We start from the raw sequence: 22829 nt of genomic DNA on the forward strand, positions 1-22829 counted from the left end.
AATTATGCAAATACTTCCATTTCGTTGTGAGTTACCTAATGGTATTCATGCAAGACCAGCGAGTGCAATTGAGCAAAAAACAGCTTGTTTTCAATCAGATATTTTACTTTTTAATAAAAGCAAACTACGCCAAGCCAATGCAAAAAGTGTTTTGGCTCTTGTTGGGGCAGATGTCGCTGTTGGTGATGAATGTTATTTTACAATCAGTGGAGATGATGAAAATCTGGCTTATGAAAAACTAAAGGTATTTATTGAACAAGAATTTATTCATTGTGATGGATTAATGCCAAAAAAAGATAAACCAGAGCAAGGAATGATCCCTATATATCTGAGTCGGACATCATCTCAAATTATTCAGGGTTATGGTGTTAGCCAAGGGATTGCAAAAGGTAGGGCTATCTATATGAAATCTTTTGATTTACAAAAGATTTCATTATTAGAGCCATCAAATTCACAATCAGAACAATGTGAAATACTAAAACGTGCGTTACAAAGTGCTCGTCAACAATTTAGTCTAGATATTCAGCAAGCTGATAAAACAGCGGTTGATATTTTAGAGGCACAAAGCCAATTATTGGATGATGAGGATATTGAAGCGTGCTTACTTGAACCAAGAGAGGCAAATAATGCGATTGCTGCGTTATCAATGGCAATTGAAGAGCTCAGCTTACCATTTCGAAGCAGTAGTAATGAATATTTACGCCAACGTGAGTTAGATATTAAGGATCTGGGATTGCGTATAGCAAGGCATCTTGGTATCGAATCTAAAATACAACTTCCTAAATTAACAGAAGATTCGATTATTATTTGCCAAGGATTACTGACACCAAGCGAATTATTGGCATTGAGAGGGGAGTATTTGCAAGGTATTGTGATGGCTTCAGGGGCAGAAACATCACATACCGCTATTTTAGCACAATCTTTCTCTCTTCCTTTAATATGTCTTTCATCTTCCATGATTGAATCAATTCAATCTGCTCATGTTTTATTATTAGATACGCAATACGATTTATTAATTATTGAACCTGATACATATGCAGATAATTGGTTCAAGCTTGAAAAAGATAAATTATCTTGTTTGTTTATCTCTGCTAATACGCCAAAAAATGATTATTCAGTATTGGATCCGTCTTTAATTTTTCTTGATGAAAGAATGGAATGTAAAGAGGAAGTCATTAAACGATTAACTGATAATTTAGAAGTTAATCACCGAACTGACTCTGGAGCACAAGTTGAACAAGCAATATGGCAAAGAGAAGAGATTTTTAGTACGGCATTAGGTTTCTCAATTGCAATACCGCACTGTAAATCACCTTTTGTTAAACACAGTAGTATTTCTGTATTACGTTTACCGAATGAGTTAGCGTGGGGAGATAATGTTAATGTTAAATTAGTAATTATGCTAACAATTAATGATTCAGATGAAAATCAGCATATGCGAATCTTTTCTGTTCTCGCACGTAAATTAATGCATGAGTCTTTTAGAAATAAAATGTTAAATGCTAAAAAATCAGAGGGTATTGTTGAATTATTGAAACTGGAATTAGAGTTATGAGATAAGAATGTAAAAAATTAAAATTTTAATAAATTAATTTTCTTTTAAGTTATTTAAAAGGATGGGATGGTTTTTTCTAAAAATAGAAGGGGTATATCTATAAATAAAAGATAAATAATGAATCATTGTTTTAACGATTAAATAAAAAATAAATGTTAATTATAGGAATCAGTTTATGAAAAACTTAACTCTAGGTATCTCTACATTATTATTTTGCACAGCAGCGAATGCGACATATATTGACTATCGTCATGAATGGTTAGGGGATGAACATCGCCATGAAGACCGTGTCAAAATTGGCCATAGCATGCAAAATGGAACTTATTTTAGCCTTGAAGGAAAATGGAGAAGTCGAGATGGTGGTTTTGGTGAAAACCTATCATCAAAAGGAAATGAGGTTGAAGTTGGTTATAAATATAAAGCCACAAAAGATTTTGTTTTAACACCTTCTTTTGCTCTAGATTCAGGAGATAAAGATACGGCTTATAAATTCAGTGTCAAAGCTGCCTATAATTTAACGGATGATTTTAATATTGGAACTCGTTTACGTTATGGCGTAAGGCATTATGATAACTCTAATAAGCCTAAAAAAGATAATCAGCATTATTGGCAGAGTAATTTTTATTTAGGTTATAAGCTGCAAGATTTTTCATTAAGTTATGACTTTGAATATAAATTTGATACTGATTATCCTGCATATAAAGGTAAAGAAAAGGATTATGCACATAATCTGAATGTGTCTTGGGTTGGTAATAAGACATGGGTTCCTTATGTTGAATTAGGGTATGTGTCCTATGATGATGGTTCATATGTCAAAAATGGACAAACTTACCGTGATGCATGGCAGTGGCGTTATCGCGTTGGCATTGCATATAACTTCTGATAGAAATAGTTAATTATCTAAAGGGAACAAATATGAACAATAAATTAAAATATAGTTTTGCCCTTGCATTAATGTCCATTGGAACTGTCGCAATGGCAAATGCCCCTACGGCTCAACCTTATAATTATCGCGTCGCGTTTATGCCTGATATCCATTTTCATGATGTATATGGGCAGTTTGCTGATAATGCATTTGAAGGATTAAAAAATAGTAAAAGTGGTCAAAATGCCGTTATTCGTTCTATGTATGCGCAATTAACATCTACGCGTTTATTTAATGAAAACTATTTTGCTCTACGTGCTGCACTAGATGATGCAGGTAAGAAAGGTATTAAACTTATTGCATTACCTGGTGATTTTACTGATGACGGCCAACCTATTCACTTACGTGGGTTAGTAAAAGTATTGCAAGAGTATGAGCAAAAATATGGTATGCGTTTCTTTGCTACACCAGGGAATCATGATCCGAACCGTCCATTTGATATGCCAGCAGGAAAAGAAGATTTTCTTGGAGCTGATGGTAAAACGCAGCGTATCTTTAGTTTAGGGGCAAGTGAGTGTACGGGATATAAAGGAAAGATTGCTGTTATAGAAACGGGAGCTGAGCTGCCAACAATTTGCTCTGAAGAGATGGTATATAGTGGTTATGGTCGAGTGATGGATGCAATGAAATCATTTGGTATTAATCCGTTACCAGAAGATATTTATTGGGAAACACCATACTCAAACTATGGTTCTCAAGGTTACAACTATGAAGCAGCCTTAAAAGCCAGTGATTTTAACCAAAGGCAGTATGAAATTTGTACTCAAGGAACAGGCGGTAAATATAAACAAGAGGGATATGGGCCTTGTTTTAATGTTGCAGACAGCAGTTACCTTGTTGAGCCTATTCCTGGTTTGTGGTTAATGGCCGTTGATGCCAATGTCTATGTTCCTTCTGAAAAAGCAGATATTAATCATCCTAAAGCAGCTAAAAACTTTGCAGGGTCGGGGAATGCGGGTTACAACAAAATGTTGACACACAAACAACAGACTGTTGAGTGGATGGCGGATGTTGCAAAGCGCGCGAAAGAGCAAAATAAAACATTAATCACGTTTAGCCATTTCCCGATGGTTGAATTTGATAATGGTGCAGCAGATGACCTTGAAACCATTTTTGGCAAAGGTAAATTTCAGTTAGAAAGGGCACCAAAAGAAGACACTAGCCATGCAATGGCAAAAACAGGTATCGGTGTTCATGTTGGCGGTCATATGCATTTTAATGATACAGGTGTACGTAAGTATTCGGATGGCAGCTTACTTTTTAATATTCAAGCTCCTTCAATGGCTGCATATGTTCCTGCTTATAAAATATTGAATTTTAGAAATGCGAATGAAATTGATGTACAAACCATTGTAATAGAAGATGTTCCTCGGTTTGATGAGTTATTTGAGCACTATCAGCAAGAGTGGGAACACCTCAAAAATACTAATTCGTCGCATCTTTGGAATAAAGATATCTTAAGCGCAAATAATTATTATGACTTCACTAACTGGCATATTACTGAACTGACACGTTTGCGTTTTATTCCTGAGGAATGGCCCTGTGAAATTCGTCAAATGTTATTTAGTTTGAATGGCGAAGAGATGCTTATTTTAAGCCAGTTAGATACTAAGAAAGCTTATAATGAAGTATTAACGGCACCATTGAGTCAAAATCATGAAATTTGCGCTAAAGACCCGGGAACTGTCAATGTCACCGAAATCTACTTGAATAAAGACTCCGATGCATGGAAAAAAGCCAGTGATAAAGCTGCTATTCTTGCTAAAAATATAGGGTATCAGTTAAATGATTTTGCAAAATGGAATGGTTTTGACCTTGCTGTGGATTTTTATCGTTTACGTAATGCAGACGAGCTTGCGTTGCAAGATATACCTGTAGAAAGATTAAACCAATATCGATTCCTCACAGGAACCTTGTTATCGTCATTACCAAATGAGACTGATAAAATTAACGCGAATAGTTCATTTGAGAATATTTTTAAATTACGCTTTGGCAGTATTTTCACTGTAATTGATAAATATCTACAAGGAAATCCAAGTCGAGATTTTTATCTTAATATTGAGTCTGGAGAAATTAAGCCAATGAATGTTAATCAAACTAGTCATTAGATTAACGATAGATAACATGGTTATAATAATGAAAAATCACTAACATTATTCGTGTTAGTGATTTTTTACGGTGAAGATCATCCAATTTTTGAGTGATTATGAATTTTTAATTAGTTAACATTAATTAGAAACCAACTTAATTGGATAAGTAAAAAATAACAGATGTCCCAAATTTAACCCGAAGTGAATCGATACAGCCAGCCATAATTTACCACTCCACATCCAAGTTAGGCCATAAATCAAACCCGCTAATGTAGCAAAGAGAATTAACAGTGGTCCACCTGCAAAATGCACAGCGCCAAATAACAGTGAGGTAATCACTAGTGCGAGGTAAGGAGACCTCAACCAAAGGGTTAGACGTTGCTGTAAATAACCACGGAATAGCGCTTCTTCAGCTAATGAAACAAAAAGTAGGTTACAGAGCACAAAAGCAGGTAACCAACTAGGAAAATGCCATTCAAAGGCTAATCCGCCAGCAGCAGTTGCGACCAGCAATAAAAGTGGCACAGAAATAACCAGCAATACCCATTGAACTTTAGTTGCATGCTTGGCTGGCCGACAGACAAATAACGTTGGTAAGCAGGCGAGTAAAATAAAGGGGACGAGTGCCTTATCAAAATTAAAATACATTGTGAAAGGGGCGCTATGTTCCCCTACGGTAACTTTATCGAGATATCTCAGGTTATTAAACCCAGGGAATAAGTGAATAAATAACCCAATCGTACAGATTAGTAAGATGATTTCACTAATAATTTTGGTGGATAGATAGTGTTGGAAACGCAAACGAATAATGGCAATTATTGTAATACAAACCAATAGTAGAACCGCTTGCCAATCAATAACGTGTGTAAGTGCTGCGGTAATAATTGTGCAAGCGAGTAAAAAAAGAGCAATTAAACGGTGTGTTGCAAGTACTGCAAGTGAAGAGGCTAACATTAACCAAGCCATAAAAAATATCCATTATGATGTCTAAATTATTAGAATAGGCGCAGTGTAATGATTTTATGTGAATTTTCTAATTTAAAATAACCTAAAAAATATAAATAAAAATAAAATCAAAGAGTTATTTGTGTATAACTTAGTTACCATCTATTAAACATTAGATTAATTTGCCAACAGTTTCATCGTGTCTATTGGCAAATAAGTCAAAAATTAAAGTTTTTCAATATCATAACGGTATTTCCCATTATCAGGGACAAAAGTGAGCCGATGTGTAATACAAGCAGGGGCATCTTCTTGATGATGACTGACGAATAAGAGTTGTGTGTTACCTTGGCTTAGCATTACATCAATAAACCGCAGAACTAACAACCTATTAAGGCCATCGAGCCCTTGCAATGGCTCATCTAAAATTAGCATGGCAGGGTGTTTAACCAGAGCTCTGGCTATTAGAACTAAGCGCTGCTGCCCCCACGAAAGACTGTGGAAAGGTTGTTGAGCTGTTTGCGTAGAAAAACCTAACAGAGCTAGCCATTCATACGCTAATTGTATTTGACGATCAGAGGGGGTTTGGTACAAGCCAATAGAATCATGAAAACCGGAAATAATGACATTGAGTACACTGGTTGCGACACGGTATTCTTGGTGAATGCTATTGCTGACGTAACCAATATGGCGCTTAATATCCCATATGGTTTCTCCTGACCCACGACGGTGACCAAATAAGGTTAAGTCATTACTATACCCTTGAGGGTGATCTCCTGTAATCAAGCTCAATAAGGTGGATTTTCCAGCGCCATTTTCACCGATAATTTGCCAGTGTTCGTTTGGGTTTACCTGCCAATTTAAACCGTGCAAGATCGGTTTGTCATTGTAGCTAACAGTTCCATTTTTCAAAATAATACGAGGTGTCGTGTCATCCAGTTTTTCATCTGCGGTTGGAGCCTCAGTTTCAGGGATAGAAAGCTGTTTAATTTTCTCACTATGCTGTAATTGCGTTATTAGCGTGTTAGCAAGTACTGACTCCCTATTTCCCACCATTGCTAGTTTGCAATCAGCGACAACACCTATGTTTTCAATAAAATCAGGGAGTTCATCAAAGCGGTTCAACACTAACACTAAAGTTAAGCCTTTTTCAGACAAACTTGATAGTAGTTCGCTGAGCTGACTTCTTGAATAAACATCTAGGCCATCAAATGGCTCATCAAGGATCAGTAAGTCAGGATTACCCATCAATGTTTGGCATAACAGTACTTTACGAGTTTCACCCGTAGAAAGGTACTTAAACCGACGAGACAACAAGTCACTGATACCGAAGCGAGCGGCAAGCTCAAGGCAGTATTCATTGTCTTTATGGTTAAATTGAATGATTTCAGCTGCGGTATATCCCGTATCATCTTCATCATCACTGAGCAAATCTGTGTTATTACGCTGCCACTCTTCACTAATGATTTTTTGTAATTGTTCAAATGATAAACGAACAGGAGAGGTGAATGTATTTTTTACGACACCAGAAAGTGGAGGGAGCTCATTGGAAAGTACTCGAGCGAGTGATGACTTACCACTACCGTTGGCGCCAATAAAAGCCCAATTTTCCCCTTTTTCGATGTTAAGTTGCTGAATGTCTAAAGTCTGAATTTCACTGAGCTTAAAGTTGCCGTGTTGTATTGTTATTGCGCCCATCAAGCTTCCTTATCATGATTATTTACCTTGTCATCTATCACAAATAATCAGGATTGAAGATAAAGTCAACAACAGAACGATATGATAAGGAAAAAAGGTGAATGCTTACTTACTTTTATTGTAAGTAAGCAGGGCAAACTAGCAAATTAGCAAAGTGTGGCAACAATCACTTGGTCCGCATTGAATAATGCCATAACGCTATTATTCACTTTCAAAGATTGGGCATCGATTTCGCTATTTGGCATAGTTGAACATAAAGTTTCACCGCCTGTGAGTGTCACAATCACTTCACTGTTCTCATCACCCCGCTCTAAAGTGGTAATTTTGCCTTCAAGGCGGTTATCAAAGCCTGTTGGGTTAGGTTGTTTAGTAATTTTGACCCAAGGTGCTTTAATCAATGCAAGCACTTCTTTTCCTTCGGCTAACCCTAAACGGTTAGCGCTTTGCTCTGTCAATGCCGCGTTGATCACCGTTCTGTTGTCTGCTAAACGAATTTGTACATGTTGCTGAACTTGCATGTGGTCGCGTGCAATTAACGTCCCAAAAAATTGGTTACGGGCACTGGTTTGCAGTGAAAAACGCGAAATAGCTGCTAATAAGCTGTCTAAAGGGAGATTATCTTCTTTGAGTACATCAAAGGCTTTTTGCTGAATTTGTGCTAGTAAATCATATAGTTGAAGTAATCGCTCACCATAGTGAGTCAGTGTTGTGCCGCCACCGCCTTTACCACCTGTCGCCCTATCAACAAGGATATCATCAGTGAGTTGATTCATTTCATTGATGGCATCCCAAGCACTTTTATAGCTGATCCCTGCGAGTTTAGCGCCTTGGCTGATTGACCCTGTCGCTTTAATTTGTTTTAGTAGCGCGATACGGCGAGGATCAGCAAATAAACTGCCCTGTAGTTTCAGTGTGAGTAAAATTTCGGCCTGCATAAATTTCTCCCTTCCGGCGTGGCTGGTGATGACAGACGTAAAAAGCACGTTTAGTATGTCGTTAGTATAATATTTTGTCTAAAATAGTCTCCATTATAACGTAATTGTGCGTTATTATTTTGATTTGATTTATACTCAATATACTGAGAGTCAAGTTTTCCCTCGTCAGCGTATCTTGTAGGCTGGTGGGTACAGTATCACTGAAGAGGCTTTTTCCTATGTTAGAACTAATTAAAAGTTTGGGTTTTGCCCTGATGATGGTTCCAGTTGTTATGTTTTTGATCATGGGTTTGATCTACGGTTTGGGCGCGTTCTTTAACTTACTGTCTAAAGCACACGTACCTCATCATCATAATACTGAAAACAAGTAATTTTTAACAAAATTTCTTGTCTGACTGATTATAGACCCCCTGATTGTAAATGCAGTCAGGGGGTTTTTCATATAGCAGTGGGCATTATAATGATGGATATTTGCTATCATGGTAATTTGAATATAGCTGTCTGCGGTTTTGAATATTAAACTCTTTTTGTTCAGCCATCGTCTTTTTTATAAAAATTTCTTGAAATTCTTTTAATGTATCATAAGGATCTTGCTGAGCATTTTCAGTGAGTTGCTTAATAGCTTCAACAACGAATAATCCACATCCGTTAGGGACTTGTTGTTGGATATTCCCTTCAATATAGGCTATATCTTTTTCTATGATACCTGCCTTTTCTGCGGCTTTTGCTATTTCATTAGTAATTTCAGGGCTGACATTTTGGTATGAATTAAAGACGACACATTTCATATCTTGCTTATATTCCGGCTGATAGAACACAGCTAAGACCCAATGGTTATCATTGATATTGATAGGAAATAACTCACATTTATCTAATGTTTTATTATTTAAAATTTTTTGTTCAATTATATCGGCTAATAAATTGTAGCCATTTTGCATGAGTCCTATTGAGCAATTGATGGTCATGTTTGATGGCAAAGTTGGGTTATTTTTATTGCTTGCATCAATCTCATCACTTGTTGTCATCCTGTTATTATCCCAAAGAGTAGATTCCGCGGGTTCATTTTTCATCAATAGTTTTGTTAAACTAATTTTATCAATAACTTTTTCTATTGCAGATCCGACAATATAAAGCAGCTTAGAAGGGGTCGTTAGCTTCGAATCTTTTAAGTGCTTCGTGATTTTTGTATTAAGGTGTAATTGATATAATTTTTTGCTAGTTTCTTGTATCTCTTCATCTATACCTTTCTTTGCAGGCAGCTTTCCGCTAAATAAATCAAATAGGATATTTTCTGCATTTTTTCCAGCTGAATCCTGTCTAAGAGCGATATTGTGAAGTAAATCGATACTCTCTAAGTTCCCATCACTCGCCGATTTTGCTAGAGAAGCTAAGGTTTCAGGCGCTATTTCTTTATCAAACAACCCATTAAATTGTTCGACTGTTAACTCGGCCATAAGGTGAGTAGTTAGTTTTGTCTGAAACGTCACCATATAATTACCTTTGTTATAGGGTTTGTAAAAGTGGAATAAAATACTGAAATAAGCACAATTTGTGCCGATAAAGTTACAAAGGATATAAATTGTTCTCTATATAAAAACGATTTTACGGCTGAGGAATTTTTCATCATTCGTGGGATTTTAGAGAAAAGATGCAACAAAATTGCATCATTTCTTGCGCCAGCACACTTTTATCACGAGTTTGACTTTAAGTTATCGCTGTGTCCTGTTATATATAACGTGTCGATTAATACTAGGGTAGATAAAAATGAAAAAAGGTTTGGTATCACTTCTTGCTGGCGCAACATTAACGTTAACGATGGCTAGCAATAGTTTTGCAGCTGATAAAATTACGGTTTTTGCAGCGGCTTCTCTAACTAATGCACTGAATGAAATTTCTGAGCAATATAAGAAAGACACTAAAGTTGAGGTTGTTGCATCTTATGCGTCTTCTTCAACATTGGCTCGTCAAATTGAGCAAGGCGCTCCCGCTAATTTATTTATTTCTGCTGACCAGCAATGGATGGATTATGCCATCGATAAAAAATTGATGGTAGAAGATACGCGCTATACATTATTAGGCAATGAGTTGGTGTTAATTGCACCGAAAGATGCCAAAATTGATAAAGTTGAAATTAATAAACAAACTGATTGGAAAAAACTATTAGATGGTGGTCGTTTAGCCGTTGGTGACCCTGACCATGTCCCTGTTGGTATTTATGCCAAAGAAGCATTAAGCAACTTAGGTGCATGGGAAACAGTTGACCCGCTGTTAGCACGTACGAATAACGTGCGTAGTGGTATGGCACTCGTTGAACGCCAAGAGGCACCTTTAGGGATTGTATATGGCTCTGATGCTGTTGCTAGCCAAAAAGTCAAAGTGGTGGGTGTCTTCCCAGCTGATACCCATAAACCTGTTGAATACCCAATGGCAATTGTTAAAGATCAAGATAACAAAGCAACTCGTGATTATTATGAATACTTAAAAACCCCTGCGGCTTCAGAAGTATTCAAACGTTACGGTTTTGAACCTCGTACTAAATAAACGTTAAGAGAGTATTTTTTTGCAGATGTTAAGTCCTTATGAATGGGAAGCGATTTACCTAAGTCTAAAAGTATCCAGTGTGGCTGTAATTTTCAGTTTGCCATTAGGTATTTTAATGGCATGGGTATTAGTTCGCTGTAATTTTCCTGGCAAAACACTGCTCGATAGTATTATTCACCTACCACTGGTATTGCCGCCAGTGGTAGTGGGGTATTTATTATTGATCAGTATGGGTAAACGCGGTTTTATCGGTGAATGGCTATATAACTGGTTCGGCTTTAGTTTTACCTTTAGTTGGCGGGGTGCTGCGCTTGCGTCTGCCGTGGTTGCATTTCCACTAATGGTGCGTGCTATTCGTTTAGCGCTTGAAGCGGTTGACCAAAAATTGGAATTAGCCGCGAGGACATTAGGCGCAACACCATTACGTGTATTTTTCACGATAACCATTCCGCTTTCTCTTCCCGGTATTATTGTTGGAACAGTGTTAGCATTTGCACGTTCACTTGGTGAATTTGGCGCCACAATTACTTTTGTTTCAAATATACCAGGTGAAACACAAACCATCCCATTAGCGATGTATACCTTAATTGAAACGCCAGGGGCAGAGGTAGACGCTGCGCGTTTATGTGTCATTGCGATTATTTTAGCCTTGATTTCATTACTGATTTCAGAGTGGCTCACCCGTTGGGGTAAAAAGCGTTTGGGGGTGGCTTAGCATGTTAGAACTCGACTTTTCTCAAAAACTAGGGGACTTACAGCTTGAAGTCACAACACAATTGCCAACGGAAAGTATTACTGCCGTTTTTGGGCTTTCAGGCGCAGGTAAAACCTCGCTTATCAATGTGATAGGTGGGTTAACTAAACCTAATACAGGGCGTGTTGTATTAAATGGCCGTACATTGGTGGATATGGAAAAAGGTATTTGCTTACCACCTGAACAACGCCATATCGGTTATGTATTTCAAGATGCACGGCTATTTCCCCATTATCGGGTGAAAAGCAATTTGCGCTATGGCATGTCACCCGTAATGAAAGACCGCTTCGATGATATTGTTGAATTATTAGGGATTGAAAAATTACTCAATCGCTACCCTATAACCCTTTCTGGTGGTGAAAAACAACGAGTCGCCATTGGCCGTGCATTACTTACAGCCCCTGAAATTCTCCTAATGGATGAGCCGTTAGCCTCTTTGGATTTACCTCGAAAGCGTGAATTGCTGCCGTATTTAGAAAAGCTTTCTCAAGACGTGAAAATTCCCATTTTATATGTCAGCCATAGTTTGGATGAAATATTGCGTCTGGCTGACAAAGTGATTGTCATGGCGCAGGGAAAAGTTAAAGCATTTGGCGCTTTGGAAGATGTTTGGGCAAGCAGTGCTTTACGCCCTTGGTTACAGCAAGAAACGTTAAGCAGTGTGGTAAGTGCAACGGTGCATAGCCAACACTCTGATTATGAAATGACAGCGGTGATTGTTGGTAGCCAAAAACTGTGGATCCCTCGAGTTGAAGCCCAACAAGGTGTTGATGTGCGTATACGTATTGACGCTGCAGATGTTTCTTTGGTACTCGAAAAACCACAAGTGAGCAGTATTCGTAATATTTTAGCCGCAGAAGTGGTTGAATGGATTGAAGATGGCGAGCAAGTAGATGTGAAGCTAGATTTAGGCGAAGAACATTATTTATGGGCGCGGATCACTCGCTGGGCAAGGGATGAGCTTTCTATTCGCAAAGGGCGTAAAGTTTATGCGCAAGTGAAGTCGGTGTCACTTTCCCGCCATTTATAGCAAGGACATATTTTTCTCTTCTATCCAAAAAGTAATCAATAAGAGATATCGCAGCTTACGTATAAAATACGATATCTCCTTTCATAGATTAATTTTTATGTATAAATAAAGTTAATCTCTACTTTACTGTTTGCTGTAGATAGTGCTTAACTGTTTCACGAGCGCCAACAGAGATTAGCTGCTGATAGGCTGTTTTTACATTTTTGACGATATCTTGATTTTGAGAAAACTCAAGTGGAAAGATAGCGTTAATCGCTAAAAGCCTATCAACAGCTTCCAAACCAACCCCACATAGGTGATAGATTTCAGCAAATTTATGTTGTAAAGGATCCTTAATATCTATTGCATTACCTTGCTCATCTTGTCCACTGACATATTTCATCCAGGCAGCAACTCCGAGAGCGAGAAATGCATAGTCTGAGCCGTGCTTTTGATGCCACATTATTGAGTCTAGTAAGCGTTGAGGTAATTTTTGGCTCCCATCAGCCGCAATTTGTGCAGTTTTATGTTTGATTGTCTTGTTAGAAAAACGCTTTATTAAAGTTTGTGTATATTGTAATAGGGTTGTATTGTCAGGGATGAAAAGTGTAGGTGCTTGTTCGTTTATTATTAAGCTGTACGCCGCTCTACTGTAATCAGAGTTTTGCATAGCATCGGAAATAAATTCATAGCCACCTAAGTAACCTAGATAAGCAAGAAAAGAGTGGCTTCCGTTTAGCATACGTAATTTCATCATTTCATAGGGTGTGACATCAGGCACAAATTGAGCACCGACATGCTGCCAGTCTGGTCTACCATTCACAAAATTATCTTCAATAACCCACTGGCGAAATGATTCACAAATGATGGCACATGGGTCATCTCTGCCAATTAATTGTTTAATTTCTGCATATGATTCTTGAGTCATGGCTGGGACAATTCGATCAACCATTGTACTTGGGAATGAAATGTGTTGATCAATCCATTGCGCTAGTTGTTTATCTTGTTGAGCGGCTAAACCAACAATAGCACGCCGTGCGGCCTCACCGTTTTTACGAATATTATCACAAGAAAGAATGGTAATAGGGGGTTGTTGTCGTTGAAAACGTAAACGAAGTGACGCGACGATATAACCTAAAACCGATCGTGGTTTTGTTGGGTGTGCGATGTCATGTTGTATGTTGGGGTGTGACAAATTCAACAGGTCTGTTGCAGGAGAAAGGCAATAGCCTTTTTCTGTGACCGTTAATGAAATAATTGCTGTATCAGGGGAAGCCATCTTTTCTACCACAGCATCTATGCCATCAATGCGTGGATGCATTGCTTCTTTTATCACCTTAATCGTTCTAACGGTCGATTTTTCTTCGTCTTTTTCAAGTAAAGTGTAATGGCCGTTATATTTATTTAATTGATTAATTAACACAGCTCCGCTATCGGACATCAAATTAATTTCACAATATCCCCAATTAGAGAGAAATTGTTCAAATAATAAGTGAGTGTAAAGAGCTTGATGAGCTCGATGAAATGCACCACAACCAAGGTGAACAATACGGGGAACGAGCAATGGTTTAACTTCTTGAACGGGCTGGAAAGTTTGATTATTTAAGTGAGGGGTATGTGGCATAACTCGATCCTTATAATAGAAGCAATCAATGTAGAGTAAAGACATTTCAATATGGCAAATTAAATATTAAAAAACAAATATGTTTTAAATCAATTGGCGGTTATAGAGAGATTATTTATAATCAAATATCTTTTATATTATAAATATATTTTTAATTGAGCAGGGGTTATTTTAATGGTTACAATGTCTACTTTGTCATATATATTTGATTTTGCTTATAATGTTAATTGTTTGTTTGTGTTTTTAATAAAAAATTAAAATAAAATTAAAATAAATTATTTTAAATAAAAGTATATGTTTTCTCATTGAAATATGATTTCGATCTCATTTCTAAATAATTTAAGAACGATCATGTTCTAAATTCAGTTTAATAGTGCTAATTTCAATAGTGCGCGCTTTTTGTCCGTTTTGTTTGAACAAAACATACCTCAAATAATGTATTCCTAAAATAAATGTAGGGGGCAGTATGAGTGACACTATTTCAGAACAATTAGCTACCGATACTGCAGCTGATAAGCCAGCTGCAGATAAAAAAACGATTAGAAAAGTGATGATGGCTAGCGTGTCAGGAACGGTCATAGAGTGGTACGACTATTCATTGTATGGTGCAGCAGCAGGGCTAGTGATCAATAAACTTTACTTTCCGAATCTATCACCCACAATTGCAACATTAGCAGCGTTTCTTACCTTTGCTGTAGGCTTTATTTCACGTCCTTTAGGGGGGGTAATAATAGCTCATATAGGAGATAGATACGGGCGCAAACCAGCTCTTATTTTTGCCATTGTTTTAATGGGGATCGCAACACTCGCTCTTGGATTACTTCCGACTTATTACCACATTGGCATTTGGGCCACGATTGCATTAGTTGTAATCAGATTAATGCAAGGTTTTGGTTCAGGCGCTGAGCTAGCAGGTGCCCAAACTTTTGTTGCGGAATATGTCCCTATGAAGCAGCGGGGGTTTTATACCTCGTTAATTAATGCATCTACAGGGATCGCCATTCTATTGTCGACTGCCGCTTTTTTTGCTGTATCACAACTCCCTGATGATGCCTTTATGAGCTGGGGTTGGCGTGTTCCTTTCTTGCTATCTATCGTTTTATTTATTGTCGCTATTTATATTCGCAAGCAATTGGATGAAACCCCTGAATATGTTAAATCAGTCGAAAAAGCAGAGAAAGATAAAAAAGAGCAAAAAATTCCGATTAAAGAATTATTTATTCATAGTCGAAAAAATTTACTCTGTGGTTTTTTTAGTTTGGCGGGGCATCAAGCAAATGGTTATGTACTTAGTGTATTCAGTATTAGCTACCTCACTAATACGTTAGGAATGGAAAAATCTGATGGATTGATGGCATTAATGGTCGCTGTACTTGTTAATACAGTCATGACGCCTGTTATGGGGAAATTAACTGATAAATATGGCACAACTACAATCTTCTCATTCGGCGCTATTTTCTTAGGGGCTTTTGCGTTCCCATTATTTTGGTTCCTTGGCAGTGGTAGTTTAGTACTGGCAACACTGGGTATGTGTATTGCTTATGGTATTGGCCATGGCGCGACATCAGGAGCTCAAGGCGCATTCTTAGCTAATCTATTCCCAACACAATATCGTTATTCAGGTATTGCACTTTCTCGTGAACTAAACAGTGTTATTTTTGCAGGCTCAACCCCAGTTATTGCAGCTGCTTTAGTTTCTGTTGGAGATGGAAAACCGACTTATGTTGTTTACTACTTGATTTTCTGCTGTGTGCTGACATTAATCGCCGTGCAAATGGCCAGAAAATTAAAACAACACCAATAAGATACAGATTAAATTTTTACTTATTTAGTATGAGGTTCATATGGATATTATTGTTTCTGAAGATAAACAAATGTTAGGTAAAAAGGCCAGCCAAGCGGGAGCACTTGCGATTAAACAGGCGCTTAGTAAAAAAGCAGATGTCGCCATTATCGTCGCAACAGGAGCTAGCCAATTTGAAATGCTGGAAAATTTAATTAATGAAGATATTGATTGGTCTCGTATTACTATTTTTCATTTAGACGAGTATATTGGCCTGAATGAAGGACATCCGGCTAGTTTTCGCCGTTACTTACAAGAACGACTTGTCAATAAATTGCCATCACTGAAGCAATTTATTGGGGTAAATGGTTCTGCTGAGAATATAGAAAAAGAAATTCAGAGGCTAAATCATATTATTCGCCAGTATGACATTGATGTCTGTTTTGCAGGAATAGGAGAAAATGCTCATTTAGCGTTTAATGACCCACCTGCAGACTTTAACGTGAGCTCGCCTTATCTTGTGGTTAACCTTGATGAAGCATGTAGAAAACAGCAATTGGGCGAAAAGTGGTTTGCCCATTTGAATGAAGTACCTAAGCAAGCTATTTCTATGAGTATTTCGCATATTTTAAGTTCAAAAACTTTAATACTTAGCGTACCTGACTTACGTAAATCTATTGCAGTAAAAAATACAATAGAAGGTGAAATAACCAACCAAGTTCCTGCGTCAATTATTCAACAACATCAAGATTGCCGAATATTCTTGGATAAAGATTCTGCTTCCTTGTTAACAGGGCGCTATTAAGGAAAAGTATTGAGGGATCAAACGATGAAGGTAACCAGTGGACTATTTGATATTCAGGTAAATGGTTTTGCAGGTATTGATTTTAATGATGAAAATATTACTGCAGAAGCATTAGATTATGCACTAGATAAAATGTTAAAAACAGGAGTAACATTTTGTTTGCCAACGTTAATTACAGCATCGGAGTCTTCTCTTATAGAGCGTTTTCGGGCATTAGATAAGGCCGTATCGAAAAGCCATCTTGGTAAACTTATGGTTCCTGGTTACCATTTGGAGGGGCCATTTATTAATCCAGAAGTCGGGTATGCGGGATGTCATCCTCCCTGCGATATTATTAAACCAGATATTAATTTGGTTGCTAGTTTAGAAAGAAAGGTTAGCAAGCCGATACTGCTAGTGACTTATGCTCCAGAGTTTGACCGGCAATTTCAATTTGTAAAACAGTTAGTTGCCATGGGGAAGTGTGTGGCGGTAGGGCACTCTAATATCAATTTTAGCCAAATGGAGGAAGCGGCCAAAGAGGGTGTTTGCATGAGTACACACTTAGGAAATGGTATTCCTCAATATTTACATAAATTGGAAAATACGCTTCAAGCTCAATTAAGTTGCGATGCTATTGGTGCCAGTTTTATTGCTGATGGAATACATATTCCATTTCCCGCATTAAAAAATTTATTACGAACTAAGACGGTCGCTAGGTCAATTTTAGTGACAGACGCTGTCAGCGCTGCAGGTTGTAATAAAGCAGGGAATTACCAATTTGCAGCGATGTCAATTGAACGTACTGATGATGGCACCGTGCGGGTTCCCGGGGAAGCTAATTTAGCGGGGTCTAGCCTGACATTAGACCAAGCGGTACGTAATATAGTGAACAATAAGATAGCAAGCTTTGATGAAGCTATTATGATGGCGACCACTAATCCACGCCATTATTTACAGCCCGCATTGATGAGGTGTGGAATAACCCCTCCAGTATCAGCAATTACCTGGGATGACCAACTAAATATTGTAAAGAGCACTATCAATCGTGAAGTTGTGCGTGAATATACATTTTAATTACTTTAGCGTATTGTTTTAACCAGCAAAAGCCAGGCTGCCTTACCGCGTTCTGGCTTTTTTCTTTTATTAATAAGGATTGATTGACGATAGACCCTTGAGGCATACTTTATCGATAGTTATTTACCATTTTTCTGACTTGAGAAGGGGTAAGCTGTAGGTAGGTTGCCTATTCCTATTTGATGAATGGTGCAGGGACCTAGATTAAACGGCTTTATATCGAATTATTATGATATTAAAAACAACGACTGGCTTTTTATCACATTTACCGATCACTCAGTCTATTACAAATGATAAGGAACGTATTTTTTTTGCCATTTTAAATGGCCAAATCACGACACGTCGTGAAGCAGTAAAATTTCTGAATATCCGCTCAACTACCGTATCAGAACATGTTACTGAGCTTTTAGATAACCGTTTATTGACCGAAACAATCAGCCAACATTCAGGGCGAGGTCGGCCATCAATGATACTGGTAGTGAATCCTAATCGTTTAGTAACATTAGTTTTCCAAGTCATTAGCTTGTCATTACATGTTTTTGCTATCAATTTAGTTTCTAATGTCATTGCGCATGAGCAGCTTGAAGCATCACCTGAGTGTGATAGCCAAGCATTAGCCAGCAAAATTAGCCAACTTCACAAAAATATTCTGCAAAAAATACCGAGAACAGCGGAAGTTTCGGGGTGTGTCTTCTCTTTAGGGGGGTTATTTGATCGCAAAACTTATCATTGGATACATGCATCTCGTTGGCCTAGAATGAATAATTTAGATATCAAAAGTTTATTTCCCCCTGAGTATCGTGTTGTTTTATCAAGAACTTTGGACGACGAGTTAATGCTACATGTACTTGAGCGTCGCAAAAGTACGTTATTACTGCATTGGGGGTACGGTGTCGGGGTTGCCTTTAGTACCGCAGATAATTACATCAATATAGGTGGACATGCTTTTGGTGAAATAGGGCATTGGCATATCCCAGGGCAAAATAAGCCGTGTCAGTGTGGGCAAGTTGGGTGCTTAGAAACGGTTACTGCATTATGGGCAATTGGTCCAGATGTGCTTGCTGGTAAATTTAAAGCCCATGATGATGAAGAAAATGTGGCAGAAATTTTGGCTACTCATGATCTAGTTAATAATGCAACGATGCAGCAAGCTGTTTCTCATATGGCAAATGCAGCATCAAATATTTGTCGTGTATTTTTCCCTTCACGTTTAATTGTGTCGGGGCCTTTTGTGAAAAACCCGCAAATTTGGGCTGCATTTTGTGAGAGCTTCCAACAGCAAAATCGTTTTTTTGGCCAATCATTACCGGAACTCTCAATGAGTCAGATGAGCCGAAACTCACGAATTTATGGCGCGGCCTTACCTGTATTAGAGCAAGCGTTAATCGAATTACTTACCCAATAAGTTGTATTGATTCATCAATTATGTAGAGTTTTTTCCGGTTACTGACAATCTTTAACCGAAAAGTATGGAAAGTGTCAGTAACCTGAATTGAACTAAGTTTTCTTGTTATTTCATAACCCCGTTAGAGAACGTATTTACGGATAACTTCAGCAATACCCGGCTCCGTGTTGATGCGAGTGACTAGCTTGGCTTGTTGCTTGATTTCATCAACGGCATTGCCCATTGCTACACCTAAACCTGCGGTTGTCAGCATACTTAAGTCATTAAAATTGTCACCGAAAGCCACAACATCATTCATCGTCATCCCTTGGGATTCGACCCACTCTTTTAAGCGTTGGCCTTTGCTATTGCCTTTGCGGCCGACATCAACCTGATCCATCCAAGACCATTCACAGTCCAAACCAAAATCATTTTCAATTTCGCTAACGACTCGATGAAGTTGCTCCGTATTTGGCGAGCTAACAGCAAATTTCCAAATAGAATCATAGTTATGCATCACATCAGCGTAATCTTCAACAAATTCAATGGTTGGACGCTGTGCAACAGGTAAGGATTCGGCCCAATTCAATGTACGTTTAATGCCTTCTGTTTGTGCGTTATAGAGCATTGCATTATCAACATACATTAAATGCTGAATATCTGTTCCACGCAGTTTGTCTATCATTTGTGTGACAGAATCGAGGGTCATAGGATCTGATTTTAGAACTTTTTTGCCTAAATAGTCGTATAGGTAGGTTCCATTACAACAAATGGCTGGAGTATCGAGGTCTAAAGTTTGATAAAACGGATGAATCGCAACATGATGGCGGCCTGTGACAATGATCACTTTGACGCCTTGGCGGCGTGCTTCTTGTAAGGCTGCTAAAGATTCAGGCAGAATTTTCTTTTGGTGATCAAGCAGTGTTCCATCAAGATCGAGCGCAATAACGCGGTATGACATAAACGGCTCCACGTGATTTAGTTGTTACCTATCTTACTAAAGGGGTAGAGATAGGGAGATGATGAATTTAACGAATAATGAGAAATTATTGCTATAAAAATAGTCAACTTGATATGTTTTATCATCATAGCGTTAACTGAACCGTTTTAGTATCATTATTATTTGTTCTTGGTACGATATGTAACAGCCGCGTCAGTGCTATTTACCCAGTGTAATTTGCATAATATAAAGTATAGTGAAGCCAATATAGTGGATTATAGATGCGGTTTTGTATTTTTATCATGAATTAAGGAGTCAGGATGAATCAGGTTGTTTATATTGCGAGCCCCGAGAGTCAGCAAATTCACGTGTGGTCGATGAATGAGGTTGGGGAGCTTACTCTTCTGCAAACGGTAAAAACACCGGGTCAAGTGCAACCTATGGTATTAAGCCATGATAAAAAACACCTTTATATTGGTGTGCGCCCGAATTTCCGTGTTGTAACCTATGAAATTGAAGAGAAAGGGTTACTACGTTTAAAAGCGGAGACATCAATTCCAGGTACACCGGTTCATTTATCCCTTGATAATAATGGCAAATATCTATTTGTTCCTTCATATCATCAACATAACTTGTCAGTGTTAACCATTAATGAAGAAGGCGTCCCAGATCGCGTTGTTCAAGTGATTGAAGGCTTGCGTAATCCACATTCTTCCCATGTTGATGTTGATAACCAACAGCTTTGGGTTCCTTGTTTAGGCGAAGATCATATCCGTTTATTCGATTTACATGAAAATGGTTATTTAACCGAAGCAACCGCAGATCAAATTACCACAGCTGCGAAATCCGGCCCCCGTCATCTGGCTTTCCATCCTACTGAAAAAGTCATTTATTGTGTGAATGAGTTAGACTCAACGGTAGGCGTGTATCGTAAATTTACTCGCTATCGTAACATGCAAACTTTGGCAAATTACCCATTAGGTAACGAAAGTCAGCGCTGGGCTGCAGATATCCACATTACGCCAGATGGCCGCCATTTGTATGTTAGTGAACGTTCTGAAAGTTACCTCAGCCACTATCTGGTTTCTGATGACGGTTGCGAGCTAACATTAGAAGCACGTTACCCAACAGAGACGCACCCAAGGGGCTTTAATATCGATGCAACAGGGCGCTTTTTAATTTCGAGTGGGCAAAAATCAGACCATATTTCAGTTTCTGAAATTGACCCGATTACAGGGAAATTGACGCAGATTGGCAGGTATATGGTCGGGAAAGGTCCAATGTGGGTCATTTCAGTCATCCTTTAATCTCCGTCATATTTCGAGCTATAGCGGTGTTGGCTTCACTCGGCTACTTGGGTCACATACTGATGTATGCTCCCCAAGATATCCTCGATTGCCGCCTTGCTATAACTCGAATTATTTAGAAGATTTTCTAATTAAAAATCCAGAAAAAATCACTTCGATTACCATTGAATTTATTGTGCTATCCCAACACTTTTGCCATTGCATTTGTTACTTTACTGAGTTGCTCGGGGGTGATGATATACGGTGGCATAACATAAATAAGTTTGCCGAATGGGCGAACCCAAACACCATTTTCCACGAATACTTTTTGTAAAGCGGCTGTATTGACTGGCTGCTTCATTTCAATCACGCCAATTGCACCAAGAACACGTACATCTGCAACACTAGGGTGGGATATTAAAGGCATCAGTTCAGCCTTAAGTTGTTGTTCGATAGTGGCAATTATTTTCTGCCAAGGACTATTGAGTAACAAAGTCAGGCTGGCATCCGCCACCGCACAGGCAAGAGGGTTACCCATAAAGGTTGGTCCATGCATAAAGCAACCTGCTTCACCATTGCTAATGGTTTCTGCCACATGGCGAGTTGTGAGTGTGGCAGAAAGTGTCATATAGCCCCCAGTTAGTGCTTTACCTAAACACATAATATCGGGTGATATATCAGCATGATGGCAAGCAAACAATTTACCCGTACGACCAAAACCAGTCGCAATTTCATCAGCGATCAACAGTAGACCATATTGATCACACAAATGGCGGACTCCCTTTAAATATTCAGGGTGATAGATACGCATTCCACCAGCCCCTTGAACGATCGGTTCAAGGATGATCGCCGCAATTTTGTCGCTATTTTCGGCAAGTTGAACTTCAAGAGGATGCAAATCGGCGCTGTCCCATTCGTCGTAAAAACCGCATTGAGGGGCTTCCACAAAAATATGTGGAGGTAAATACCCCTTATACAGGCCATGCATTGAATTATCAGGGTCACAAACGGCCATCGCACCGAAGGTATCACCATGATATCCATGACGTAATGTGAGGATCCGTTGACGCTTTTCCCCTTTGGCTTGCCAATATTGCAATGCCATTTTCAGAGCAACTTCAACTGCCACGGAGCCTGAGTCAGCGAGAAACACACATTCCAGCGGCTCTGGTGTGATAGCAACCAACTGTTTACATAGATTCACTGCGGGTGGGTGCGTAATCCCGCCAAACATCACATGGGACATTTTCGCTAATTGCGTTGTTACCGCTTGGTTTAATACAGGATGATTGTAACCATGAATGGTTGCCCACCATGAAGACATGCCATCAATTAATTTTTTCCCATCGGCCATGATTAGCTCGGCTCCATGGGCTTCAACAATCGGATAAGCCGGAATTGGCTGGCTCATCGAGGTATAAGGGTGCCAAATATGTTTGGCATCAAACTGAATATCTACGTTATCCATTTGCTATCATCGTCAACTTTTCTAGATCATTTTA

The 22829-nt window shown here is 38.5% G+C and carries 19 protein-coding genes; 12 read left to right on the forward strand and 7 right to left on the reverse strand.

Annotation, left to right across the window (positions count from 1 at the left end):
• Window positions 1-4: 4 nt before the first annotated feature.
• The 3 genes from PSE83_RS06775 (at window position 5) to PSE83_RS06785 (ending at window position 4588) form a co-directional block, all read left to right on the forward strand.
• Window positions 5-1555, forward strand: a complete 1551-nt coding sequence (locus PSE83_RS06775) for a fructose PTS transporter subunit IIA (protein ID WP_272660743.1) — start codon at window positions 5-7, stop codon at window positions 1553-1555.
• Between the two features lie 175 nt (window positions 1556-1730).
• Entirely contained in the window at window positions 1731-2438 is a 708-nt protein-coding gene (locus tag PSE83_RS06780; RefSeq protein WP_110591349.1) for an oligogalacturonate-specific porin KdgM family protein, read from the forward strand.
• Between the two features lie 32 nt (window positions 2439-2470).
• On the forward strand, window positions 2471-4588 hold the full coding sequence (locus tag PSE83_RS06785; protein WP_004256736.1) for a metallophosphoesterase family protein: 2118 nt from the start codon (window positions 2471-2473) through the stop codon (window positions 4586-4588).
• Window positions 4589-4708: 120 nt separating this feature from the next.
• Here the strand turns inward: PSE83_RS06785 and PSE83_RS06790 are convergent, their stop codons facing one another.
• The 3 genes from PSE83_RS06790 to modE all read right to left on the reverse strand — a co-directional run bounded on the left by PSE83_RS06790 (window position 4709) and on the right by modE (window position 8145).
• On the reverse strand, window positions 4709-5536 hold the full coding sequence (locus PSE83_RS06790) for a CPBP family intramembrane glutamic endopeptidase (RefSeq protein ID WP_272660744.1): 828 nt from the start codon (window positions 5534-5536) through the stop codon (window positions 4709-4711).
• 204 nt (window positions 5537-5740) lie between these two features.
• Entirely contained in the window at window positions 5741-7210 is a 1470-nt protein-coding gene (gene modF / locus PSE83_RS06795; RefSeq protein WP_272660745.1) for a molybdate ABC transporter ATP-binding protein ModF, read from the reverse strand.
• 146 nt (window positions 7211-7356) lie between these two features.
• Window positions 7357-8145, reverse strand: a complete 789-nt coding sequence (modE, locus tag PSE83_RS06800; protein WP_004256732.1) for a molybdenum-dependent transcriptional regulator — start codon at window positions 8143-8145, stop codon at window positions 7357-7359.
• A gap of 218 nt (window positions 8146-8363) precedes the next feature.
• Here modE and PSE83_RS06805 point away from each other — a divergent pair, with 218 nt between their 5' ends.
• Complete coding sequence (locus PSE83_RS06805; protein ID WP_004256731.1) at window positions 8364-8516, forward strand: AcrZ family multidrug efflux pump-associated protein; 153 nt, start codon at window positions 8364-8366, stop codon at window positions 8514-8516.
• Window positions 8517-8600: 84 nt separating this feature from the next.
• Here the strand turns inward: PSE83_RS06805 and PSE83_RS06810 are convergent, their stop codons facing one another.
• Window positions 8601-9635 (reverse strand): ElaD/SseL family deubiquitinase, encoded by a 1035-nt coding sequence (locus tag PSE83_RS06810; RefSeq protein WP_272660746.1) that lies wholly within the window; start codon window positions 9633-9635, stop codon window positions 8601-8603.
• A 274-nt stretch (window positions 9636-9909) separates the two neighbouring features.
• On the opposite strand from PSE83_RS06810, the gene modA reads away from it, so the two are divergent.
• From modA to modC, 3 genes are read left to right on the forward strand one after another with little or no spacing between them, the layout of a single operon-like run.
• Window positions 9910-10686 carry a molybdate ABC transporter substrate-binding protein gene (gene modA / locus PSE83_RS06815; RefSeq protein WP_096864111.1) on the forward strand — a complete coding sequence of 259 codons (777 nt, stop codon included), beginning with the start codon at window positions 9910-9912 and terminating at the stop codon, window positions 10684-10686.
• A 25-nt stretch (window positions 10687-10711) separates the two neighbouring features.
• Window positions 10712-11401 (forward strand): molybdate ABC transporter permease subunit, encoded by a 690-nt coding sequence (gene modB / locus PSE83_RS06820; protein ID WP_094962413.1) that lies wholly within the window; start codon window positions 10712-10714, stop codon window positions 11399-11401.
• 1 nt (window position 11402) lies between these two features.
• Window positions 11403-12470 (forward strand): molybdenum ABC transporter ATP-binding protein ModC, encoded by a 1068-nt coding sequence (gene modC / locus PSE83_RS06825; RefSeq protein WP_004256721.1) that lies wholly within the window; start codon window positions 11403-11405, stop codon window positions 12468-12470.
• A 118-nt stretch (window positions 12471-12588) separates the two neighbouring features.
• On the opposite strand, the gene PSE83_RS06830 is transcribed toward modC, so the two are convergent.
• Complete coding sequence (locus PSE83_RS06830) at window positions 12589-14073, reverse strand: mannitol dehydrogenase family protein (RefSeq protein ID WP_153673652.1); 1485 nt, start codon at window positions 14071-14073, stop codon at window positions 12589-12591.
• A gap of 466 nt (window positions 14074-14539) precedes the next feature.
• Between PSE83_RS06830 and PSE83_RS06835 the strand changes: the two genes are divergently transcribed.
• From PSE83_RS06835 to PSE83_RS06850, 4 genes are all read left to right on the forward strand, one after another.
• Entirely contained in the window at window positions 14540-15877 is a 1338-nt protein-coding gene (locus PSE83_RS06835; protein WP_004256715.1) for an MFS transporter, read from the forward strand.
• Between the two features lie 40 nt (window positions 15878-15917).
• Window positions 15918-16661, forward strand: coding sequence for a glucosamine-6-phosphate deaminase (locus PSE83_RS06840; protein WP_004256714.1), 744 nt, complete (start codon window positions 15918-15920; stop codon window positions 16659-16661).
• 24 nt (window positions 16662-16685) lie between these two features.
• Window positions 16686-17717 carry an N-acetylglucosamine-6-phosphate deacetylase gene (locus PSE83_RS06845; RefSeq protein ID WP_096864114.1) on the forward strand — a complete coding sequence of 344 codons (1032 nt, stop codon included), beginning with the start codon at window positions 16686-16688 and terminating at the stop codon, window positions 17715-17717.
• Between the two features lie 229 nt (window positions 17718-17946).
• Window positions 17947-19122 carry an ROK family protein gene (locus PSE83_RS06850; RefSeq protein ID WP_094962416.1) on the forward strand — a complete coding sequence of 392 codons (1176 nt, stop codon included), beginning with the start codon at window positions 17947-17949 and terminating at the stop codon, window positions 19120-19122.
• Between the two features lie 121 nt (window positions 19123-19243).
• Here PSE83_RS06850 and PSE83_RS06855 read toward each other — a convergent pair whose 3' ends face one another.
• Complete coding sequence (locus tag PSE83_RS06855) at window positions 19244-20062, reverse strand: pyridoxal phosphatase (protein WP_004256692.1); 819 nt, start codon at window positions 20060-20062, stop codon at window positions 19244-19246.
• Window positions 20063-20361: 299 nt separating this feature from the next.
• Here PSE83_RS06855 and pgl point away from each other — a divergent pair, with 299 nt between their 5' ends.
• A complete protein-coding gene (gene pgl, locus PSE83_RS06860) occupies window positions 20362-21348 on the forward strand; it encodes a 6-phosphogluconolactonase (protein WP_094962417.1) in 987 nt (328 codons plus the stop codon).
• Window positions 21349-21526: 178 nt separating this feature from the next.
• On the opposite strand, the gene bioA is transcribed toward pgl, so the two are convergent.
• Window positions 21527-22795 carry an adenosylmethionine--8-amino-7-oxononanoate transaminase gene (bioA, locus tag PSE83_RS06865; RefSeq protein ID WP_164565417.1) on the reverse strand — a complete coding sequence of 423 codons (1269 nt, stop codon included), beginning with the start codon at window positions 22793-22795 and terminating at the stop codon, window positions 21527-21529.
• Window positions 22796-22829: the final 34 nt, after the last annotated feature.

The sequence above is a fragment of the Providencia sp. PROV150 genome, assembly GCF_028481025.1.
In the GTDB taxonomy this organism is placed as follows: domain Bacteria; phylum Pseudomonadota; class Gammaproteobacteria; order Enterobacterales; family Enterobacteriaceae; genus Providencia; species Providencia hangzhouensis.